This is a genomic window from uncultured Pseudophaeobacter sp. (assembly GCA_905479575.1).
Lineage (GTDB): Bacteria > Pseudomonadota > Alphaproteobacteria > Rhodobacterales > Rhodobacteraceae > Pseudophaeobacter.
In genome coordinates this window covers 21,834-41,102 of the sequence record CAJQNB010000034.1, presented here as the reverse complement: position 1 = coordinate 41,102, position 19,269 = coordinate 21,834, and the positions used below count along the sequence as shown (strand labels likewise).

Annotated in this window: 19 protein-coding genes; 12 read left to right on the top strand and 7 right to left on the bottom strand. The window is 58.7% G+C overall.

Annotated features, from left to right (window positions below; translation table 11 throughout):
- The first annotated feature begins 32 nt into the window (after nucleotides 1-32).
- Complete coding sequence (locus QZ268_RS10980) at nucleotides 33-866, top strand: AraC family transcriptional regulator (protein WP_295452270.1); 834 nt, start codon at nucleotides 33-35, stop codon at nucleotides 864-866.
- 38 nt (nucleotides 867-904) lie between these two features.
- On the opposite strand, the gene QZ268_RS10975 is transcribed toward QZ268_RS10980, so the two are convergent.
- Nucleotides 905-1,501 carry a LysE family translocator gene (locus QZ268_RS10975; protein ID WP_295452267.1) on the bottom strand — a complete coding sequence of 199 codons (597 nt, stop codon included), beginning with the start codon at nucleotides 1,499-1,501 and terminating at the stop codon, nucleotides 905-907.
- 72 nt (nucleotides 1,502-1,573) lie between these two features.
- Between QZ268_RS10975 and QZ268_RS10970 the strand changes: the two genes are divergently transcribed.
- Complete coding sequence (locus tag QZ268_RS10970; protein ID WP_295452265.1) at nucleotides 1,574-2,026, top strand: Lrp/AsnC family transcriptional regulator; 453 nt, start codon at nucleotides 1,574-1,576, stop codon at nucleotides 2,024-2,026.
- Here the strand turns inward: QZ268_RS10970 and QZ268_RS10965 are convergent.
- Both QZ268_RS10965 and QZ268_RS10960 read right to left on the bottom strand, forming a co-directional pair.
- Entirely contained in the window at nucleotides 2,023-2,628 is a 606-nt protein-coding gene (locus QZ268_RS10965; protein ID WP_295452263.1) for a hypothetical protein, read from the bottom strand. The genes QZ268_RS10970 and QZ268_RS10965 overlap by 4 nt on opposite strands.
- Nucleotides 2,629-2,726: 98 nt before the next feature.
- Nucleotides 2,727-3,686 (bottom strand): L-malyl-CoA/beta-methylmalyl-CoA lyase, encoded by a 960-nt coding sequence (locus QZ268_RS10960; RefSeq protein WP_295452259.1) that lies wholly within the window; start codon nucleotides 3,684-3,686, stop codon nucleotides 2,727-2,729.
- 301 nt (nucleotides 3,687-3,987) lie between these two features.
- Here QZ268_RS10960 and dgcN point away from each other — a divergent pair, with 301 nt between their 5' ends.
- From dgcN to QZ268_RS10940, 4 genes are all read left to right on the top strand, one after another.
- Entirely contained in the window at nucleotides 3,988-4,989 is a 1,002-nt protein-coding gene (gene dgcN, locus QZ268_RS10955; RefSeq protein ID WP_295452256.1) for an N-acetyltransferase DgcN, read from the top strand.
- A 152-nt stretch (nucleotides 4,990-5,141) separates the two neighbouring features.
- Entirely contained in the window at nucleotides 5,142-6,107 is a 966-nt protein-coding gene (gene dgcA, locus QZ268_RS10950) for an N-acetyl-D-Glu racemase DgcA (protein ID WP_295452254.1), read from the top strand.
- A 10-nt stretch (nucleotides 6,108-6,117) separates the two neighbouring features.
- Complete coding sequence (locus tag QZ268_RS10945; RefSeq protein WP_295452251.1) at nucleotides 6,118-6,981, top strand: D-amino-acid transaminase; 864 nt, start codon at nucleotides 6,118-6,120, stop codon at nucleotides 6,979-6,981.
- A 369-nt stretch (nucleotides 6,982-7,350) separates the two neighbouring features.
- Complete coding sequence (locus QZ268_RS10940; protein ID WP_295452249.1) at nucleotides 7,351-10,440, top strand: ATP-binding protein; 3,090 nt, start codon at nucleotides 7,351-7,353, stop codon at nucleotides 10,438-10,440.
- Nucleotides 10,441-10,596: 156 nt separating this feature from the next.
- On the opposite strand, the gene QZ268_RS10935 is transcribed toward QZ268_RS10940, so the two are convergent.
- From QZ268_RS10935 to QZ268_RS10920, 4 genes are all read right to left on the bottom strand, one after another.
- Nucleotides 10,597-11,997, bottom strand: a complete 1,401-nt coding sequence (locus QZ268_RS10935; protein WP_295452247.1) for a M20 family metallopeptidase — start codon at nucleotides 11,995-11,997, stop codon at nucleotides 10,597-10,599.
- 165 nt (nucleotides 11,998-12,162) lie between these two features.
- On the bottom strand, nucleotides 12,163-12,969 hold the full coding sequence (locus QZ268_RS10930) for a class III extradiol ring-cleavage dioxygenase (RefSeq protein ID WP_295452244.1): 807 nt from the start codon (nucleotides 12,967-12,969) through the stop codon (nucleotides 12,163-12,165).
- Between the two features lie 133 nt (nucleotides 12,970-13,102).
- Entirely contained in the window at nucleotides 13,103-13,417 is a 315-nt protein-coding gene (locus QZ268_RS10925) for a DUF1244 domain-containing protein (RefSeq protein ID WP_295452314.1), read from the bottom strand.
- Nucleotides 13,418-13,532: 115 nt separating this feature from the next.
- Complete coding sequence (locus tag QZ268_RS10920; protein WP_295452242.1) at nucleotides 13,533-14,273, bottom strand: N-formylglutamate amidohydrolase; 741 nt, start codon at nucleotides 14,271-14,273, stop codon at nucleotides 13,533-13,535.
- Between the two features lie 153 nt (nucleotides 14,274-14,426).
- On the opposite strand from QZ268_RS10920, the gene pyk reads away from it, so the two are divergent.
- The 6 genes from pyk (at nucleotide 14,427) to QZ268_RS10890 (ending at nucleotide 19,097) form a co-directional block, all read left to right on the top strand.
- Nucleotides 14,427-15,872 carry a pyruvate kinase gene (gene pyk / locus QZ268_RS10915; protein WP_295452240.1) on the top strand — a complete coding sequence of 482 codons (1,446 nt, stop codon included), beginning with the start codon at nucleotides 14,427-14,429 and terminating at the stop codon, nucleotides 15,870-15,872.
- A gap of 42 nt (nucleotides 15,873-15,914) precedes the next feature.
- Entirely contained in the window at nucleotides 15,915-16,136 is a 222-nt protein-coding gene (locus QZ268_RS10910) for a hypothetical protein (RefSeq protein WP_295452238.1), read from the top strand.
- A 115-nt stretch (nucleotides 16,137-16,251) separates the two neighbouring features.
- Nucleotides 16,252-16,452 carry a 50S ribosomal protein L35 gene (gene rpmI / locus QZ268_RS10905; RefSeq protein ID WP_009809912.1) on the top strand — a complete coding sequence of 67 codons (201 nt, stop codon included), beginning with the start codon at nucleotides 16,252-16,254 and terminating at the stop codon, nucleotides 16,450-16,452.
- A 14-nt stretch (nucleotides 16,453-16,466) separates the two neighbouring features.
- Nucleotides 16,467-16,832, top strand: coding sequence for a 50S ribosomal protein L20 (rplT, locus tag QZ268_RS10900; protein WP_295452234.1), 366 nt, complete (start codon nucleotides 16,467-16,469; stop codon nucleotides 16,830-16,832).
- A 676-nt stretch (nucleotides 16,833-17,508) separates the two neighbouring features.
- Nucleotides 17,509-18,582, top strand: a complete 1,074-nt coding sequence (gene pheS / locus QZ268_RS10895) for a phenylalanine--tRNA ligase subunit alpha (RefSeq protein WP_295452232.1) — start codon at nucleotides 17,509-17,511, stop codon at nucleotides 18,580-18,582.
- Nucleotides 18,579-19,097: a hypothetical protein gene (locus QZ268_RS10890; RefSeq protein WP_295452231.1), complete on the top strand. Its 519-nt coding sequence runs from the start codon at nucleotides 18,579-18,581 to the stop codon at nucleotides 19,095-19,097. Before pheS ends, QZ268_RS10890 begins: the two co-directional genes overlap by 4 nt.
- Nucleotides 19,098-19,269 lie beyond the last annotated feature (172 nt).

The window sequence follows — 19,269 nt, the reverse complement described above, 5'->3', positions numbered from 1 at the left end:
TGAACAGGCCAGAGAGAAGGAGCCCAACAGCAATGTCTGCCCCCTATGAAAAGCGCATCCTGCGTGTCCTCGACTACATTCACGATAACCCTGCCGGGGACCTGTCGCTGGATCAGTTGGCGGATGTCGCGGCGATGTCGCGCTTTCACTGGCACCGTGTATTTCATGCGGTGACCGGCGAGACCTGCGCCCAAGCGGTGCGTCGCATTCGTCTACATCGTGCCGCCAGCGCATTGGTGATGACGGAAGATGCTGTTGCGCGGATATCGCGTTCAGTTGGCTATGCCAATCAGGGCTCCTTCAATCGGGCGTTCACCGAGGCCTATGGCGCAAGCCCTGCGGCCTTTCGCAAAGCGGGGTGCCATGTGCCCTCGCGCCCTGATTTCAAAACCGGAGTCTATCCCATGTATCCTGTTACCCTGCGCCAAGAACCCGCCCGCCGTCTGATCGGCCTGGCTCATAGCGGCGACTACCACCTGATTGGCAAAAAGTTCGAAGCTTTTGGCGCGCTTTGTGAAACCCGTAATCTCTGGCCGCATCTGGGGGCCATGGCGGCAATTTATTACGATGATCCAGACAGTGTTCCCGCCGCAGATCTGCGCAGCTATGCGGGGAGCGAGTTCTTTGGAGCCGAGACCCCGGAGGGTATGGAAGAGCGGCATCTGGCATGGGGTAAGGTGGCGGTGTTGACCTATAAAGGCCCCTATGCCGGTATTTCGGCGGCCTATCACAGTCTGTTTGGCAACTGGCTGCCTGGGTCAGGCGAAGAGCCGGCAGAGGCGCCTTGCTATGAGCTTTACCTTAACAATCCCCGCGCGGTGGCGCCGGAGGAGTTGTTGACCGAAATCTGCCTGCCTTTGAAGTAATATCCGTTACCTGTTTGGGCGACAGGGTCTGGCCGCCGTCACTGCGGCCAGATCACCGGATAGAGCGAGGCCACCAACAGCGCGGCCATCAGCCAGTTGAACTGGGTCAGGCGCTGCGGATTGGTGAGAAAACGCGCCATTTGCTGTCCCAGAATGGTCCAGGAGCCAACCGAGGGCAGGTTGATGGCGCCAAAGACCGCCCCGACCAGAAAGATCGCCCAGAGCGTTTGATCCGGGGTGTAGACGCTGATCGCGGTAAGGGCCATGGCCCAGGCCTTTGGGTTGACCCATTGAAAGGCCGCCGCCTGCAGGAATGTCATCGGCGTGCCACCGCTCCCCGAGGCCTCTGCCGGGCCGGCATTGGCGATCTTCCAGGCGAGGTAGAGCAGGTAGAGCACCGAGGCCACTTTCAGCACCGTGTAGCTGATCGGGAAGGCATCAAAGACCTGCACCAAGCCAGCGCCAACCAGCACCACCATAAAGACAAAGCCAAGCGCCACCCCCAGCATATGCGGAATGGTGCGGCGAAAACCAAAATTGGCGCCCGAGGCCATCAACATCAGATTGTTGGGGCCAGGTGTGATTGAGGAAACAAAGGCAAAAAGCGCGAGGGCGAGGAAGAGGTCATATGTCATTTGGTGAAAGTGACGCGTTTTGCCCGGAATGAAATTGCGTTTTTGTGCGCTCTGTGTCTATTTTTGCAATGAATGGCTAAAAATGATCGCATAAACCAGCAAATATTGCAGGAGCTGTCCCGCGATGGTCGGATCAGCAATCTGGAGCTGGCCGATCGGGTTGGGCTGTCTCCCTCTGCCTGTCTGCGCCGGGTGCAGGATCTGGAGCAGGCAGGGGTGATCACCGGCTACCGGGCGGTGCTGGATCGCGACGCCATGGGGGTGGGGTTTGTCACCTATATCGGCGTCGGTTTGGGGGAGCACACCAAAGAGGCGCAACAGGCCTTTGAACGGGCCATGGATGAAGCACCCGAGGTGGTGGAATGCCACAATATCACCGGCACCATCGAATATCTGTTGCGGGTCGAATGCGCTGATCTATCCAGCTACAAACGGTTTCACACGGATATTCTGGGCACCTCGCCCTATGTCACAGCGATCACCACCTATGTTGTCATGGGCTCGCCCAAGGACATGCGCGCTTAGGCGTTCGCCAGCAGGGCGCGTGCTGCGATCTCGGGCGATGCCAGCACCGGCACGTCACTGTCGATGTATTGCGCTGCCCCCGCCATGGAGGCCTGCGCGAGCACCACGCATTTGGTATCGGATACAAGGGTCAGCGATGTTGTGATCCATTCGGCGATTTGCCTATGAAACCTGTCGCTTTCTCCACCCGCGAAGTGATGCCAAAGGCCTGTCAGCGGGAGGCTGCGGATTTCGGGGCTTATGCCCTGGTCCAGGAACGCACGCTCCAGTAGCGCGGTGGAGGGCGCGAGCGTGGTTTCCAGGCAGTAGGCCAGCATCACCGGGCCGCCGATTTCGGCAGCCTTTTGCATCATTGGCCAGTCGATGCGGGTGGCGCCTGCCTCTTCGGCCACCGCGCCGATGGTGGTGCAGGTGCACAGGCTTGCCCCCGGCACAGCCTTGATGGCCTGGGTGATCTCTTGTCTCAGGTCTGTATCCATGCCGCCCTGGGCACGCTCCAGCCAGTCTGGGCGCACCACATGGGTCAGGTCCGCCTTTGGGGCCAGACGGTCAAAGGTCGCTACGTGCACATCGGCGGTGTGAAACAGGGTGAGTGCGGTCAAGGGGCGCCTCCAAACGGAATAAGGAGCGCCGGATTGGCGCTCCTTTCACTCTAGTCACATATCAGACGTCGTCGATAGGGTTAGCCCTTGCGATAGGATTAACCCCTGGCGATCAGTTCGGACTGGGCGACGATGACCTCGGCCTGTTTGATCGAGGCGATATCGACCAGGCGGCCTTTGTAGACGGTGGCGCCTTCGCCATTGGCCTTGGCCTGTTCCATAGCGGCGAGGATCTCGCGGGCTTCAGCCACAGCCGCCTCTGAGGGGGTGAAGACCTCGTTGGCCAGACCGATTTGTTTCGGGTGGATGGCCCATTTGCCCACCATGCCCAGGGTGGCAGAGCGTTTGGCCTGGGCGATATAGCCTTCGTCATCGGAAAAGTCGCCAAAGGGGCCATCGACCGGCAGCACACCGTGGGTGCGGCAGGCGGCAACAATGGCGGTCTGGGCCCAGTGCCAGGGATCGGACCAATGCTTTTCGCCGTCGCGCAGCATGTAGTAGTTTTCCTGAGTGCCGCCGATGCCGGTGGTCTGCATGCCCATGGAGGCGGCAAAATCGGCCGCGCCCAGGGACATGGCCTGCAGTCGTGGAGAGGACGCGGCGATCTCTTCTACATGGGCGATGCCAGCAGCCGATTCGATGATGACCTCAAAGGAAATTGGTTTGCTGCGGCCCTTGGCGCGCTCGATGGCGGTGACCAGCGCGTCAACCGCATAGACGTCTTCGGCGCAGCCGACCTTGGGGATCATGATCTGGTCAATGCGATCACCGGCCTGTTCCAGCAGATCCACCACGTCCCGGTACCAATAGGGGGTGTCCAGCCCGTTGATGCGCACGGACATGTATTTGTTGCCCCACTCCACGGTGTTGAGCGCCTCTATGACATTGGCGCGGGCGATGTCTTTGTCTGAGGGCGCCACGGAATCTTCGAGATCAAGGTTGATCACATCGGCAGCTGAGGCGGCCATTTTGGCGAAGAGTTTGGTATTGGAGCCAGGGCCAAACAACTGGCAACGGTTGGGGCGGGCAGGGGCGGTGGGTTGGAGGCGAAAGCTCATAGCGGCAATCCTTTGAGTAAGGAAATTACGATTTTGTCTCTGGAAGTGGTAAGAAATTGCGCGAAGGCTTGCAAGGGCAACTTTGCATCTGCAGCATTGCTATCGCGGCATATGCGTCACTTGCGGCGTTGCAGCGCAAGGATCGGCGGTGTGTTGGCGTCCTGACGAAGAATCTTCGATGGTTTAGAGTTTTTGGGGTGGATGTTTCGAAATCCTGATCGTGAAAAAGCAAAAACGGGACAGCATCGCTTGCCGAGTCAACTAGAGTCGCGAGGAAACGTAAATTGATGGAGGGCCCGAGATGATCGAGACACCATACCTGTTGTTCCTGGGCGATGCGCCTGACATGCTGGCAGCCAAGGTTGCCATTGGCATCCGTGACTGGCGTCCGGAACACGCGGTGGGCCAAATTCGCTTGCCTGGCTGTGGCGCGGATCTTGGCCTGACCGAAATGACCCTGGCTGAGGCCAAGGCGGCGGGGGCCAAGACGCTGGTGATTGGCGTGGCCAACCGCGGGGGCGTCATTTCCGACGCCTGGAAAGAAGTGCTGATTCAGGCGCTCGAGATGGGCTATGATCTGGCCTCGGGCCTGCATAACCTGTTGCGCGACGAAGGCGATCTGGTGGCAGCGGCGCAGACCCATGGCGGCACCTTGCATGACGTGCGGGTGCCCACCGATGGCTATCCGATTGCCAATGGCGTGAACCGCACCGGCAAGCGCTGCCTGGCGGTTGGCACTGATTGTTCGGTTGGCAAGATGTACACCGCCCTGGCGATGGACGCCGAAATGCAAAAGCGTGGGATGAAATCGACCTTCCGGGCCACCGGCCAGACCGGTATTCTGATCACCGGTCACGGTGTGCCGCTGGATGCGGTCATCGCTGATTTTATGGCGGGCTCGGTTGAGTATCTGACCCCTGACAATGACGACGACCACTGGGACCTGATCGAGGGTCAGGGATCGTTGTTCCATGTGTCCTATTCCGGTGTGACCATGGCCTTGGTTCATGGCGGTCAGCCAGATGCGCTGATCCTGTGTCACGAGCCGACCCGGTCGCATATGCGCGGTCTGCCCGATTATTCGGTTCCTTCGCTGGAAGAGCTGCGTGATGTGGCCCTGCCGCTGGCGCTGCGGGCCAATTCGGCTTGCAAGATCGTTGGGATCTCTGTGAACACGCAACATCTGTCTGAAGATGAAGCGACAAAATATCTGGCAGAGACCGAAGCGCGTATGGGTCTGCCTGCGGTTGACCCCTACCGTCACGGGGCTGGCCGTCTGGTAGACGCTTTGGCTGCGATCTGATCTAACTATCCCCGCCGGAGGTGCTTGTCCTTTAGGGCTGGAGCCTCCGGCGGAGGTATTTTTGGCAAGATGAAAAGATGGGGCCGCGTTCTACAGCGGCTCTATCCATGGCTCTTTGGTGATTTCAGGGGGCATGAACAAAGGGCTGCTTTATGAAAATCACAGTGACTGCGGATGTATTTAAGCTGGCGCAGGTTTTTACCATCTCGCGGGGATCGCGGACCGAAGCCAAGGTGCTGACGGTAAAGGTGGAAAAATCAGGGTTTGTGGGCTGGGGCGAATGTGTGCCATATGCGCGTTACAATGAGACCCTGGAAAGCGTCACCGCTGAGATAGCCGGCCTGCCGGCGGCGTTTACCCGTGCAGAATTGCAAGATCTGTTGCCTGCCGGGGCGGCTCGCAATGCGGTGGATTGCGCGCTGTGGGATCTGGAGGCAAAACAAGCCGGTAAGCGGGTTTGGGAACTGGCCGGGCTGCCTGCGCCGGGGCCTGAGATCACCGCCTATACCCTGTCGCTGGCCAGCCCCGAAGAGATGCAAAAACAGGCGGCGGAAAATGCCCATCGTCCCCTGTTGAAGATCAAGCTGGGTACACCAGATGATATGCCCCGACTTGAGGCCGTGCGTGCGGGTGCACCAGAGGCGAAGATCATCATTGATGCCAATGAAGGCTGGTCTGCGGAGGTCTACGCCGAGCTGGCGCCACATCTGGTGCGGTTGGGCGTGGAATTGGTGGAGCAGCCGCTGCCTGCCGGTGAGGACGACGCGCTGATTGGCATGGAGCGTCCGGTGCCGGTTTGCGCGGATGAGAGTTGCCATGATCGCGCCAGCCTGCCAAAACTCAAAGGTAAATATGATGTGGTGAACATCAAGCTGGACAAGACTGGTGGTCTCACCGAGGCGTTGAAACTGCGCCAGGAGGCGCTGGCGCTGGGCTATGATGTCATGGTTGGCTGCATGGTTGGCTCGTCCCTGGCGATGGCCCCTGCGACATTGCTGGCGCAGGGTGTTTTGGTAACAGACCTTGACGGGCCGCTTCTGCTGGCCGAAGACCGCGATGAACCATTGAAATTTGACGCCGCCGGGGTGCATCCGCCGAAGGCCGCGCTCTGGGGTTGAGGAGACCACGATGACCCGTACTGTTTATGTGAATGGCGAATACCTGCCCGAGACCGAAGCAACCGTTTCGATCTTTGACCGCGGATTTCTGATGGCCGATGGCGTCTATGAGGTGACATCCGTTCTGGATGGCAAGCTGATCGATTTTGAAGGCCACGCTGCGCGGCTGGAGCGGTCGCTCAACGAGCTGGACATGGCTGCGGCCTGTACCAAGGATGAGCTGCTGGAGATTCACCGGGAGCTGGTTGCCCGCAACGGCATCGTTGAGGGGATGGTCTATCTGCAGATCACCCGTGGATCTGATGGCGACCGCGATTTTGTTTTTCCCGACCCCGAGACGACAAAACCAACCATCGTTTTGTTCACCCAGAACAAGCCCGGTCTGGCGGACAACCCGGCTGCCAAGAAAGGCGCCAAGATCATTTCGATTGAGGACATCCGCTGGGGCCGTCGCGACATCAAGACCGTGCAGCTGCTGTACCCATCGATGGGCAAGATGATGGCCAAGAAAGCCGGCGCGGATGACGCCTGGCTGGTCGAGGACGGCTATGTCACCGAAGGCACCTCGAACAACGCCTACTTTGTCAAGAATGGCAAAATCGTGACCCGCCCGCTGAGCACCGATATCCTGCATGGCATCACCCGCAAGGCGGTTCTGCGCATGGCGGCTGAGGCGCAGATGGAAGTGGAAGAGCGTCTGTTCACCATTGACGAGGCGAAAGAGGCGGATGAGGCTTTCACCACCTCTGCCAGCGCCTTTGTGATGCCAGTGGTTGAAATCGACGGTGTGGCGCTGGGGGATGGCACGCCCGGGCCGATTGCCAAGCGTCTGCGGGAGATCTACCTGGATGAAAGCCTGAAGGCGGCGATCTAAATCTGAAGAGCTGACGCTCCTTTAGAGATCCCGCGCCGACGGGCAGTGAATTTTGTATTTTTGAACAGGCCCCTGCCAACGCTTGGCGGGGGCCTTGTTTTTGCCCTGCTGGTGCATTGGTGTTTGTGGGCTGGGGCAGATCACATTCGGCGGATGCGCCAGCTTTTGGGGGCACGGATTGTCCTTGCATCATTGTCCGCTGGCGGCTTACTGTTTTTAGAAAGCCTGCCTCACCCCCTGTTTTTGTCTAAAGCCCCGTCTGGCAAAGATAAAAGTTTCATGTCGAGGGTGAACCGCTGCTGAAAGGTATTTAGCAGCTGTGCGGATTTCATAAAATATCCTGCGCTTCCCGCCATGTTGAGAAAGTAAATGAATGATCAGCCACTAGAAGATGTGCCAATCAAAGCAGCTGTGAAAGGCTCTGAAATCGTTAAGTCCCTTCGGTTTCGGTTGGAAATTCTCTTGTTGATCATTGCCGTGCCGGCGATTGCCATCATGATCCAAATGGGGGTTATGGAACGCGCTAGGCTCCTGGAAGAACGAGCTGCAAAAACAGATGCGATCACCGCGCGGATAGAGCGGGCGCAGGCGCGGCGAATAGATGAAACCCGTGCGTTTTTGATTGAGCTTGCACAGGCGCCTGCGCTGCAAGATCCCGGATCGCCAGAATGCGGGGCGTTTTTAGCAGGGGTGCTGCCTCTTGTTCCGAATTACCTGAACCTTGGGGTGTCAGATGCATCGGGTGAAATGGTCTGTGCCGGGGCAGCAGGTGCCGAGCCTGTTGATCTCGGCGATCAGGGCTATTTCCAAAACACAATGCAAGAGGGAGGCTTTAACGCCGGGACATATATGTTTGATAGGGGTCTGCAACAGGCGAGCATTGGCTTTTCCTACCCGGTTCGAACAAAAGACACGGGTGACATTGCCGGGGTGCTCATTGCCTTTGTGGCTTTGGACTGGTGGAGCGACAGGCTGGCAGAGGAGAGTTTGCCAGAAAATTCCGTGGCCTACATTATTGATTCTCATAATCAAATGGTTGCCACCTTTCCCAAACAGGAGGACCTGCACGGCCGAGCCGCCAAAAACTTTGGCGGGGGCAAAGACTGGCAAAGGACCGAAACGGCTGAAACCTTTGATGCCGGGGACGGCGTTCGTCGTGTCTATTCTCATCGCGTTTTCTACGATGGAGGGGGCGATCAAAAGCTGTTTCTCAGCTTGGGGCTTGCAGGTGATGAGGCGTTGCAGGGGGCCCGCAACCGCATTTTGCTCCATTTGGCCCTGATAACTGCCGTGGTCGTCTTGCTTTGGAGGCTTGCCGCCAGGGTGATGGAGCGCACTGTCTACAAACCCTTTAATGCCCTCCATCGAGAGGTAGTTCGCCTGGTGGATCGCCAGGGTGGATCTGACTCTGCCGCGCCGCCGCTCAGCGCGTCGTCGGTGACTGAAATAGATGCCCTGACCCAAAGTATCCGGGGCATTTCAAACGAACGCCAAGAGGCAGAAGCCGATAGGCAGCACCGGGTTGAAACGATGTCCGCGCTGCTGGAGGCCTTGCCTGATACATATTTCCGCGTTGGGCCCGAAGGGGAAATACTCGACTACCGGGCCTATAACGAGGCCGATCTCTATTTGTCGCCTGAAACGTTTCTGGGCAGTAAGTTCATTGATATTCTGCCCGCGGATCTTGGGGCGAAATTTGAAGAAATCCGTCTGAAGGTTGTTGAAACCGGCGGGGTTCCGGCCTGGGAGTACACTTTGGGCGTCGCTGGAAAGACCCAACATTTCGAGGCTCGGGTCTGCCCGGTTTCCGATAGGAAGGAGACGATTTTTGTCGTTCGAAATATTTCAGACCGACACGAAGCTGAAATGATGCAACGGGCTGCCGAAGAGCGGCTGGACCTGATCATTCGTAATTTGCCCGGTGCCGTTATCCAAAGTGAGTATTCCGCAGAGGGGCAGGCGAAGATCACCTATGTCAGCCCGAAGTGCGAGGCGATCTGGGAGGCCAGCGCCGAGGAAATCCTGGCGGACCCTGGCATTTTGAGCCGTGCCCATGATCCCGACGACCTGGCACAATTTAGAGAGCTCAGACGTCAGGCGCTCGAGACAGGTGCGCAATTCCAGCATCGGTACAAGATCACCTCTCGAAGCGGAGTGACCCGCTGGCTGGATTTCTTTGGCAGTCAACCCCGCAGTAAAAGCGATGGCGCAAAAGTCGTCGAAGCGTTCTTCTTGGATGTGACACGAGAGATCGAGGCGCAGCACCGGTTTGAACACGAACGCGAGGTCTCTAGCCGTGCGCAAAAGAACGAGGCCATTGGTCAAATGACCGGTGGGGTGGCCCATGACTTTAACAACTTGCTTGCGGTGATCATGGGCAATCTTGAACTGTTGCTGGATGACATTGAACAAGAAGAGCACCGGCAGCTGATCACCGGCAGTATCAACGCTACAAAACGCGGGGCGGATCTGACCGGCAATATGCTGGCCTTTGCCCGCAAGGCCAGACTGGAACCCGAAATCATTGATCTCAACCGTTTGGTGAGTGACGCGCGCAATTGGATCGGGCGCACCTTGTCAGCACGCATTTCAGTCGAAACCACGCTTTTGGCTGGATTGTGGAAGATCACAGCGGATCCAAGCTCAACGGAAAGCGCCTTGTTGAATTTGATTGTGAATGCCCGGGATGCGATGCCCGAAGGGGGTAGTTTGACGATCGAAACAGCCAATATGCGCATTGACCAAACCTATGTAGACAGCCGCTTGGCGGAATTGGAGCCGGGTCGCTATGTCATGTTGGCGGTGTCGGATACCGGGCATGGCATGTCAGAAGACACAGTTCAGCATGTTTTTGATCCCTTCTATTCAACCAAGGCGCCGGGGGCTGGATCTGGGCTTGGGCTGTCGATGGTCGAAGGCTTCATGCAGCAATCAGGGGGCACAGTCCAAGTGTATTCCGAGCCCGATGTCGGAACAACTTTCAAGCTGTATTTCCCGGTAAGTGCAGATGAGCCTGACGCCATTGTCGCGCCCCCAATTGAGCGCAGCGAAGCGGATCATACCCAAAGTGGCCGAATTCTTGCGGTTGAAGATGAGGCTGAAGTGCTGGCGATCTTGGTAACCGTTCTTGAAAAGGCGGGCTACGAGGTTGTTGAGGCCGCATCAGGGGATCAGGCCTTGGAGATCTTTACACGTGACCCAGACGGATTTGACATGCTGCTGACGGATATCGTGATGCCTGGCAAGCTGCAGGGGACGACACTGAGCCGACGTCTGAGAGAGCTCGCGCCAGAGCTCCCTGTTGTCTTCATGTCTGGGTATGCCAGTGAGTCAACGATTCATGGCAATGGTCTGCGCTCCGAGGACATACGCCTGATGAAACCGGTCCAGCGCCGTGACTTGCTGGCGGCGGTTTTCAAGGCGGTGACAACAGGCTTGAAACAGCCGCCAAGCTCCTGATGCTTAGGCTTTACGCGGTAAAACGGAGGGGAGGCTTTGTCAGCTGACCACCGGGTTGTTTCGGCGCTTTCAAAATTCTAGGGCTGTCAGGATCCCTGGGTGCGCAGGTCTGCGCTCCCAGCTGCGCAGCCTGGGTATAGGGGCCTGCATCACCTGCTAAGTCGTTGCGCCCCCAGGGGCGTGGATCCCGATATCCCAGAACAGGCCTGCCATAACCTGCATGGCTTCTCGGCACACCGATTTCAGGACGTGCTCATCCGGGGCGTGTTGATTGCACCCCAGATAGCTGTGCGGGATCCAGATGGTCGGCAGGCCCAGCACCTCGGCAAAGCAGTCATTGGGCAGGGATCCGGCCAGGTTGGGCAGAACATGGGGGGGCTTGCCCGTTGTCTGCTGCAGAGAGGCCTGCACATAGGTCACCCAAGGATGGTCGGGATCTAGTCGGGTGGCGGCGAACACAGCTTCGTCCAAAGGTTTGATCTGGACCTTGTCGAAGCCTTTTGCGTCCAGGTGGCGGCGCAGGGCCGGCAACGTCTGTTCAATGTCGGTGCCAACCACATAGCGCAACTGGCACCGGGCCCAGGCCATTGGGGCGATGGCGTTGACCGGGGCTTCGGGGAGCCCCGCTTTCATTGCCAGGATCGTAAAACTGTTCCAGCCATAGGCGCGTTCTGCAGGGGTGAGGCTTTTTTCGCCCCAATCGCTGTCGACTGTGGATCCTCCGTCGGTGCCCACGGGCAAATCCCGCAACGCCGCGCGTATTTTTGGGGTCAGGCTGGTGGGGCGCCATTCGGGAATTTGCAGCTGGCCGCGTGCATCTGTGATACTGGCCAAGGCCTGGGCCAGAATGATCGCGGGGTCGGCCAGCAGCCCACCCCAATTGCCCGAGTGATGCGCGCTTTTGCGCAGATCCACCACCAGATCAAAGCCCAGCCCACCACGTGACCCCATGAACATCGTGGGAGTTTCGGCGCTGAGCCGTGGTCCGTCAGAGGCGATCAAAACATCCGCCGCCAGGGTGTCGCGGTGCCTGTCCATCATGTCTGCCAGGCCGGGTGAGCCAATTTCTTCGCCCATTTCCAGAACGATTTTGACGTTGAAGCCAAGCGTGCCGCGCACGGCCAGCACAGATTCAAGCGCCGCGATATTGATCAAATGCTGCACCTTGTTGTCCGCCGCGCCGCGGCCATACAGACGGTCCTCCACTTCAATCAGCTCAAACGGAGTGAGCCCGTCACGCCATTCGCTGTCCTGCCCCCAGATCACATCGCCATGGCCATAGGTCAGCACCGTTGGCAGGGCCGGATCTTCGATCCGTGTGCCCAGCAAAAAGGGGCCTGCGTGCATCTGTGAATGTGGGTTTTCGTGGATCGAACAGGCAAAGCCCATCGCCTCGAGCCGGGGTTGCATGGCCTCTTGCAGATACTGCTGCAGCACCGGAGCCTGATCGGGGTTCTGGCTTTCACTGCGATAGGCCACCAGTGCAGCCAGGTCGGACTGAAGGCGCCCGCTTTCAAAATACTCGGTTGCTTGGGTCAGGGCGTCATTGCGGGTCATCTGGGATGGGTCCGTTTCTTGGTCTTCTGGAGCTCAGGGCGGGCCCTATGCCGTGTCAGTTGCTGGCAGGGCTGCGGCCGCGTCATGCAGGGTCACATTTATTCGACCATAAGATATGACCAGAGTCACTGGGGCGATTTTCACCGGGGGCTGCGCCGCGCGCCCCTAACCAAAGCGATAGCCAGAGGCCGTCACGCCGCCAAAAATACCAGTTTGGTGGTAGATCCGCGTCGCGGTCTCATCTTCGGCGGCACCCAGTGCGGCAAAGATTGGCGCAAAGTGATCTTCCTTTGCATGACAGGTGCGGGCGGCGGGCGCTTGTTCCCAGTTCAGCAACGCCGCTGTGCGCGCTGGTTGCGGCAGGGCCAAAGACGCGTCGAGCCAGGCATCGAACTGTTGCGACGGCTGTTTGGCTGCAGGACCAAAAAGGCCGAGGTTGTGGTAGCTGAGCCCGGAACCCACGATCAGAACACCTGCGTCGCGCAGCGGCGCCAGGGCGCGGCCCAACCTGAAATGCTGGTCCGGGTCATAGCCATGGCGCAGGGAGACCTGAAACAGGGGGATGTCGGCCTCTGGGTACATGACGGCCATGGGCACAAAACAGCCATGGTCAAACCCCATCTCTGGGTCCAATCTGCTGGGCAGCCCCGCCTGTTCGATCAGATCTGCGACGCGCCTGGCGAGATCTGGGGCGCCGGAGGCAGGGTATGTGATGTCATAGGTTTCAGCCGGGAAGCCGGAATAGTCATAAACCATCGGCGGCTTGGCTGCCGACATGACTGCAAAACAATCACTTTCCCAATGGCCAGAGATCATCAGAACCGCCTTGGGGCGCTGCGGCAACTGGGCAGGCATTTGCGCGAGGGAGGCTTCCAAAGGCGCAAACTCGGCCCGCCAATCGGGCAGCCAGGGCCAGGGGCCCCCACCGTGAGAGATGAAATAGGCGGGCATTCTGGCGGCAGACTGGACCATAGTTATTCTCCGGGGCGAGCGATATGTGCCGATACCCTAGGCCCCGCCGCAGCCCGTTTACATCTCTCTGGCCGCACAGCACCTGTGTGCGACCGCGCCAGTCTATTGGTGCAGAGAGGGAGGGGGGCTTCCCCTAGCTCTTATCAGTCACGTTTTCTTTGAAGGCGGTTTGAAATTCGGCCTGTTTTTCCGGGCTGGCTTCGGTCTGGTAGTTGGTTTTCCACTCATCCATGGTCATGCCGTAGTAGATCTCGCGGGCTTGTGCTTTGTCCATTTCGATGCCGCGCTCATTGGCGGCTTCCTGATACCAGCGGCTGAGGCAATTGCGACAAAACCCTGTCAGGTTCATCATGTCGATGTTCTGAACATCGGTACGGTCTTCCATCAGGTGCTTTTGCAGGCGGCGAAAGGCGGCGGCCTGGAGTTCGATCTCGGTCTGTGGGTCGATCTGTGGGTCGATCTGCTTATCCATTGGGGGCTCCTGATTTGTGCTGGCGTTCTGTGATGTTCTAGCAACCCCGCCCAAAGGGCACAACGTCGCCACACAATGCGGTGAAAGCGCCCTACAGCCCCGAAGCGATCAGGGCCTGCGACAGGGATGTGGCCAGCCGATCGGCCCAGAGCTGTTGTCCGGCGTCATCGGCAATCAGATCGTTGCGCAGCTCAATCAAGGTATTGGGGCGGCCCATCTTGGTGCCATGGGTGTCAATTGTATCACCGGGCAGGTAGCCAGTATAGGGCTCGTTGATCCCGACGCAGAGATCCCCCGGGGCCTGCAGGGTTGCGATCAGATGGGGCGAGAACCGCTCAGCCTCTGGCTGCAGGATGCCGACCTCCCAGGGGCGCGGTGCGCGCCCCCGCAGCTGCGGCGTAAAGGAATGCACCGAGACGAGCACGGTATCAGGGCGGCGCGCGGCCAATTCGGCCAAAGCCCCATGATAGGGGCGATAGCAGCGCGCAAGGCGCCTCTCGCGTTCGGCGGCATCGACGTGGCGATTGGCGGGGATGATTGTCCCGTCATACAGCTGCATCACCAGGGTGGGATCATCTTCGCCCCGATTGGGGTCGATCACCAGCCGGGAAAAGTTCGAGGCCACAACCGGGGCGTTCAGGCGTTCCCCCAGCAGTTTACACAGCGCCAGCGCGCCGGGGTCATAGGCGATGTGACGTTGCATATCGGCCGCGGGCAGCCCGAGGTCACCGTTGCCAACAAAGGGCGGCACCACATTGCTGGCATGATCGCAGGTGATCAGCCAGCGGCCGGGGCGGTTTACCCCTTCGGTAATAAATGGGCTGTATGTCATGGATTTGTCGCCTGTTGTTGGGAATAGCTTTACTGCAGTTGCAGCAGAATGGGAATTGGGTGATAAGCTCCCCAAAGATCGTTTGCGGTAACATTTGCTCTATAGTCACATGGCCGCACGGTGGCCCATGATATGCCCTGAAGGAGAAACCTGATGAAACGCTCGCGCAATGTAAAGATTGTTGCCACCCTCGGGCCCGCGTCGGAAACCTATGATACCATCCGGGCGCTGTTTGAGGCCGGAGCAGATGTGTTCCGTCTGAACATGTCCCACGGCACCCAGGCCGAGATCGCGGAAAAACATGCCATCATTCGCCAGGTTGAACAGGACCTGGACCGCTCTATCGGAATTCTGGCGGATCTTCAGGGGCCAAAACTGCGGGTTGGTGTCTTTGCCAAGGGTGAAGAAAACCTGGTGCCCGGCGCGGGGTTCCGGATGGATCTGGACACCACCGAAGGCGATCTGTCGCGGGTGTGCCTGCCGCATCCAGAGATTTTTGCCGCTTTGGAACCCGGTGCGCATCTTTTGGTCAATGACGGCAAGATCCGTCTCAAGGTTGTGAGCTGTGGGGCTGATTTTGCCGATTGCGAAGTGGTGATTGGCGGCATCATCTCCAACCGCAAGGGCGTCAACGTGCCCGATGTCGTCCTGCCCGTGGCAGCGCTGTCGGAGAAAGACCGGGCGGATCTGGAATTTGCCTGTGGTCTGGGGGTGGATTGGCTGGCGCTGTCCTTTGTGCAGCGGGCCAAGGATGTGTTCGAGGCCAAGGGGCTGGCGGATGGCCGCGCGGCGGTGCTCTCCAAGATCGAGAAACCTTCTGCGGTGGACCGGTTTAGTGAAATTCTCGATGCGTCCGATGGCATCATGGTGGCGCGCGGGGATCTGGGGGTTGAGCTGCCCGTGGCGGCGGTGCCGCCGATCCAGAAACGTCTGGTGCGCAAATGCCGTGCTGCGGCCAAGCCGGTGATTGTCGCGACCCAGATGCTGGAAAGCATGATCGACAGCCCAATGCCAACCCGCGCAGAGGTTTCGGATGTCGCCACGGCGATCTATGAAGGCACAGATGCCATCATGCTGAGCGCGGAATCCGCGGCTGGCAGCTATCCCATCGAGGCGGTGCAGACCATGGACCGGGTCGCGGTTGAGGTCGAAGCAGACCCCACCTATGCCCAGATCATCGCCGCCTCACGCTCTGCCAAGGGCGACACCGTGGCGGATGCCATTGTGGCTGCCGCCCGCGAGATTGCTGAAAAGACCGAAATCAAGGCCATCTGCTGCTTTACCCAAAGCGGCACCACCGCCCTGCTGACGGCGCGCGAACGCCCAGGCGTGCCGATTATCGCGCTAACGCCCCTGCCACGCACCGCCCGGCGGCTGGCGCTGAGCTGGGGCTGCTACTGCGTGCTGACCTCTGAACAGGGGCGTTTCAAAGGCGCTGTTGTTGGCGCCGCCCGTGCCGCCCGCGCTGGTGGCTTTGCCAATGAAACCGATCAGATCGTGGTCACTGCTGGGGTGCCCTTTAATGTGCCCGGCACCACCAATATCCTGCGGGTCGCACCCTGTGATGAGCGTTTGATTTACAGCACAGACCCAGAGTAGCCTTTCAGCAGTTGTTATAAGTCTGCTGTTAAAGAGGGTGAAATGGATACTGATCTTGCACTGATCCTGGGGATAGCCCTTGGTGGGCTATCCATCCCCTCCATCCTGTCAGCCGTGAGCGAGACCCAGCCGCCGCGTGTGCCCAGTCTGTTTCTGCTCGCGGGGGCGGGGCTGATCGCCTATGCGATGCTGTCTCATCCCGGTGGCTACCGCCTGGAACAGATCCCGGATGTGTTTTTCTCGGTTTTGGGACGTTTATTCTGATAATTCGCTTGCCCTTTGGCAGCAGCTTTCGTACATGGCCCTCCTGTTCGCGTGGCCGGCCGGAAGTGGCATGCCGAGTCGCGCATAGACCGAACCCGCATTGAAGGAGACGGAAATGCCCAAAATGAAGACCAAATCGAGCGCCAAAAAGCGCTTCAAGGTGACAGCGACCGGTAAGGTCCTGGCTGCTCAGGCCGGCAAACAGCACGGCATGATCAAACGCACCAAGAAATTCATCCGTAACGCACGCGGCACCTCGGAGCTCTCCGCTCCCGACGCCAAAATCGTCAAGGGCTATATGCCCTACGATCGCTAAGAGGAGTTTGAGATATGTCCCGCGTTAAAGGTGGTACCGTAACCCACGCCCGTCACAAGAAGGTCATCAAGGCAGCCAAAGGTTATTATGGCCGCCGCAAGAGCACCTTCAAAGTCGCCCGTCAGGCCGTCGACAAGGCAAATCAATACGCAACACGTGACCGGAAGGCGCGCAAGCGTAATTTCCGCGCTCTGTGGATCCAGCGTATCAACGCCGCCGTCCGCAGCCACGACGAAGCGCTGACATACAGCCGCTTCATCAACGGTCTGACCCTGGCCGGCATCGAAGTTGACCGTAAAGTTCTGGCCGACCTGGCCGTGCACGAGCCCGAAGCCTTTGGTGCCATCGTGCGCCAGGCCCAGTCCGCACTGGCAGCGTAAGCTGGCAATCTGAACTGGCAGCTTAAGGCTTTTATAGCTTTACAGATTTGAAAGGCCGCTCCTTTGGGGCGGCCTTTTTCTATGGCTGAACCCGAAAAACCGGCGCGATGAGTGCAGCTGGAGCGGTGGTTTTTGATCGGCTCATTTCAATTTCAGGCTGCTTGTGTCGATTGTTGTTATAGGTTTGCCGCTGAACAGTAGGGAAGCAGGTAAAATCTCATGAACATCAAAGGTGTAAACTGAAGGCGGATGCGGTGATCAATGCGCGGTTTGGCAATATCCAGGTCTGTCCCTTTAGCTGGGCTTGCCGGGTGTCTACTGGCACAGCGGTCAAATTGCTGAACTAGACCTGCTTGATTTGAATCCACGCAGATCAGGTCTGAAACAGCACCGGCGACCAAGCCGACTCCTATCGGGAGCGGGCTTTTTATGTGGGGCAAACACCGGACCTGTCAGAGGTGAGGATTTGGCGCGCCGGACAGGCCGCCGATTGCGCCCTGCACTGTGAAACAGCGCCATGGGGAGGGCGCGTGACCCTGGTCCGCAAGCGACAACCCAGTTTCCGGGGCGATTGTTGCGCTTCAACCCGCGTCAGGGCGGTACGGAACGCAGCCATGGTCTTGCTTTCGCGCCCACCTGTGGTAGCAGAGCATAAGCCAAAACTCAGGGGACCGTCATGGACGATCTTAAAGCAAAATATCTAGGGCAGATCGCCGATGCTGCCGATGAAAACGCGCTGGAGACCATCCGTCTCGCCGCCGTTGGTAAAAAAGGCGAAGTCGCACTGAAGATGCGCGAGCTGGGCAAGATGACGCCCGAAGAGCGCCAGGTGGCCGGCCCGGCGCTGAATGCGCTGAAGGATGAGATCAACTCGGCCCTTGCTGCCAAAAAGGCTGGTCTGGCGGATGCCGCGCTGGACGAACGTCTGCGCACCGAATGGCTGGATGTGACCCTGCCGGTCCGCCCTTCGCGTCAGGGCAGCCTGCATCCGATCAGCCAGGCCCAGGAAGAGCTGACCGCAATCTTTGCCGAACTGGGCTTTTCCGTTGCCGAAGGGCCGCGCATTGATACCGACTGGTATAACTTTGACGCGCTGAACATCCCCGGCCACCACCCGGCCCGCGCCGAGATGGATACGTTTTACATGCACCGTGCGGAAGGCGACGACCGCCCGCCGCATGTGCTGCGCACGCACACCAGCCCGGTGCAAATCCGGTCGATGGAAAAAATGGGCGCGCCCCTGCGCATCATCTGCCCTGGCGGTGTCTATCGTGCCGACTATGACCAGACCCACACGCCGATGTTCCACCAGGTCGAAGGCCTGGCGCTGGACAAAGACATCTCGATGGCGAACCTGAAATGGGTGCTGGAAGAGTTTGTCAAAAGCTTCTTTGAGGTGGACGACGTCGAGCTGCGCTTCCGCGCCTCACACTTTCCCTTCACCGAGCCATCGGCCGAGGTCGATATTCGCTGCAGCTGGGACAATGGCCAGCTAAAGATCGGCGAAGGCGACGACTGGATGGAGATCCTGGGCTCTGGCATGGTGCACCCCAAGGTGATCGCCGCTGGCGGCATCGACCCGGATATCTATCAGGGCTTTGCCTTTGGCATCGGCATCGATCGTCTGGCGATGCTGAAATACGGCATCCCCGACCTGCGCGCTTTCTTTGATTCCGACCTGCGCTGGCTGCGCCACTACGGTTTCCAGTGCCTTGACGTCCCAACCCTGCATGGTGGTCTGAGCCGGTGAGCGCAGGCTGGATCACGTCGGCGGCAATCGTTGGGTTGTTGGTTTCGACTGTGATCTATGCTTGGCAACGCAGGCTTGAGCATCAATTCCTGCTGCAAAAAGAGAAGCGGGAGCTTTTTGCTGAGATTTTGAGAGTCGCGGACGCATTGTTTCGCGATCTTATCGATGGAAAGATGGACGACTACGCGGTTTATTTACTTCGTAACGAAAATAGCCGCCAAGCTGATCACATAATGTCGATCTTAAAGCTCTATGAATCCGCAGGAGTCTTCTTCGCTTTTAGAGAATTGCGTAGCCAATTAAAGCACGAAGTTGATCGCGGGGTGAGACGTGGGCTGTCACCTGAAGAACTCCTAAGTGATATCCAGGAGAAGCGAAGCTTTTTGGACGATGAAATGAGAAGAGACTTGGGAGCTACCGCAGTACTTTTTCCATGGTTAATAAAGCCAAGGTTTCGTTTCAGCCCCAATTCGGATTTTGTCGAAAAGATTAAGCAAGAAAACGGGACTAACTAGCCGGGCCGCTTGCGGCTCGGCACGCGCCTGCCCGCCCGTTTTGCCAAAGGCAAACCTGCGGTTTGATGGCGGGCGCATTGCGCCCACCCGGGCAGGAGCGTGCCTTGGGTTGGGAATGTGCACTACAGTACCACCATGCGCCCTTGTTTGGTGGTCATGACCGGCTTACCCT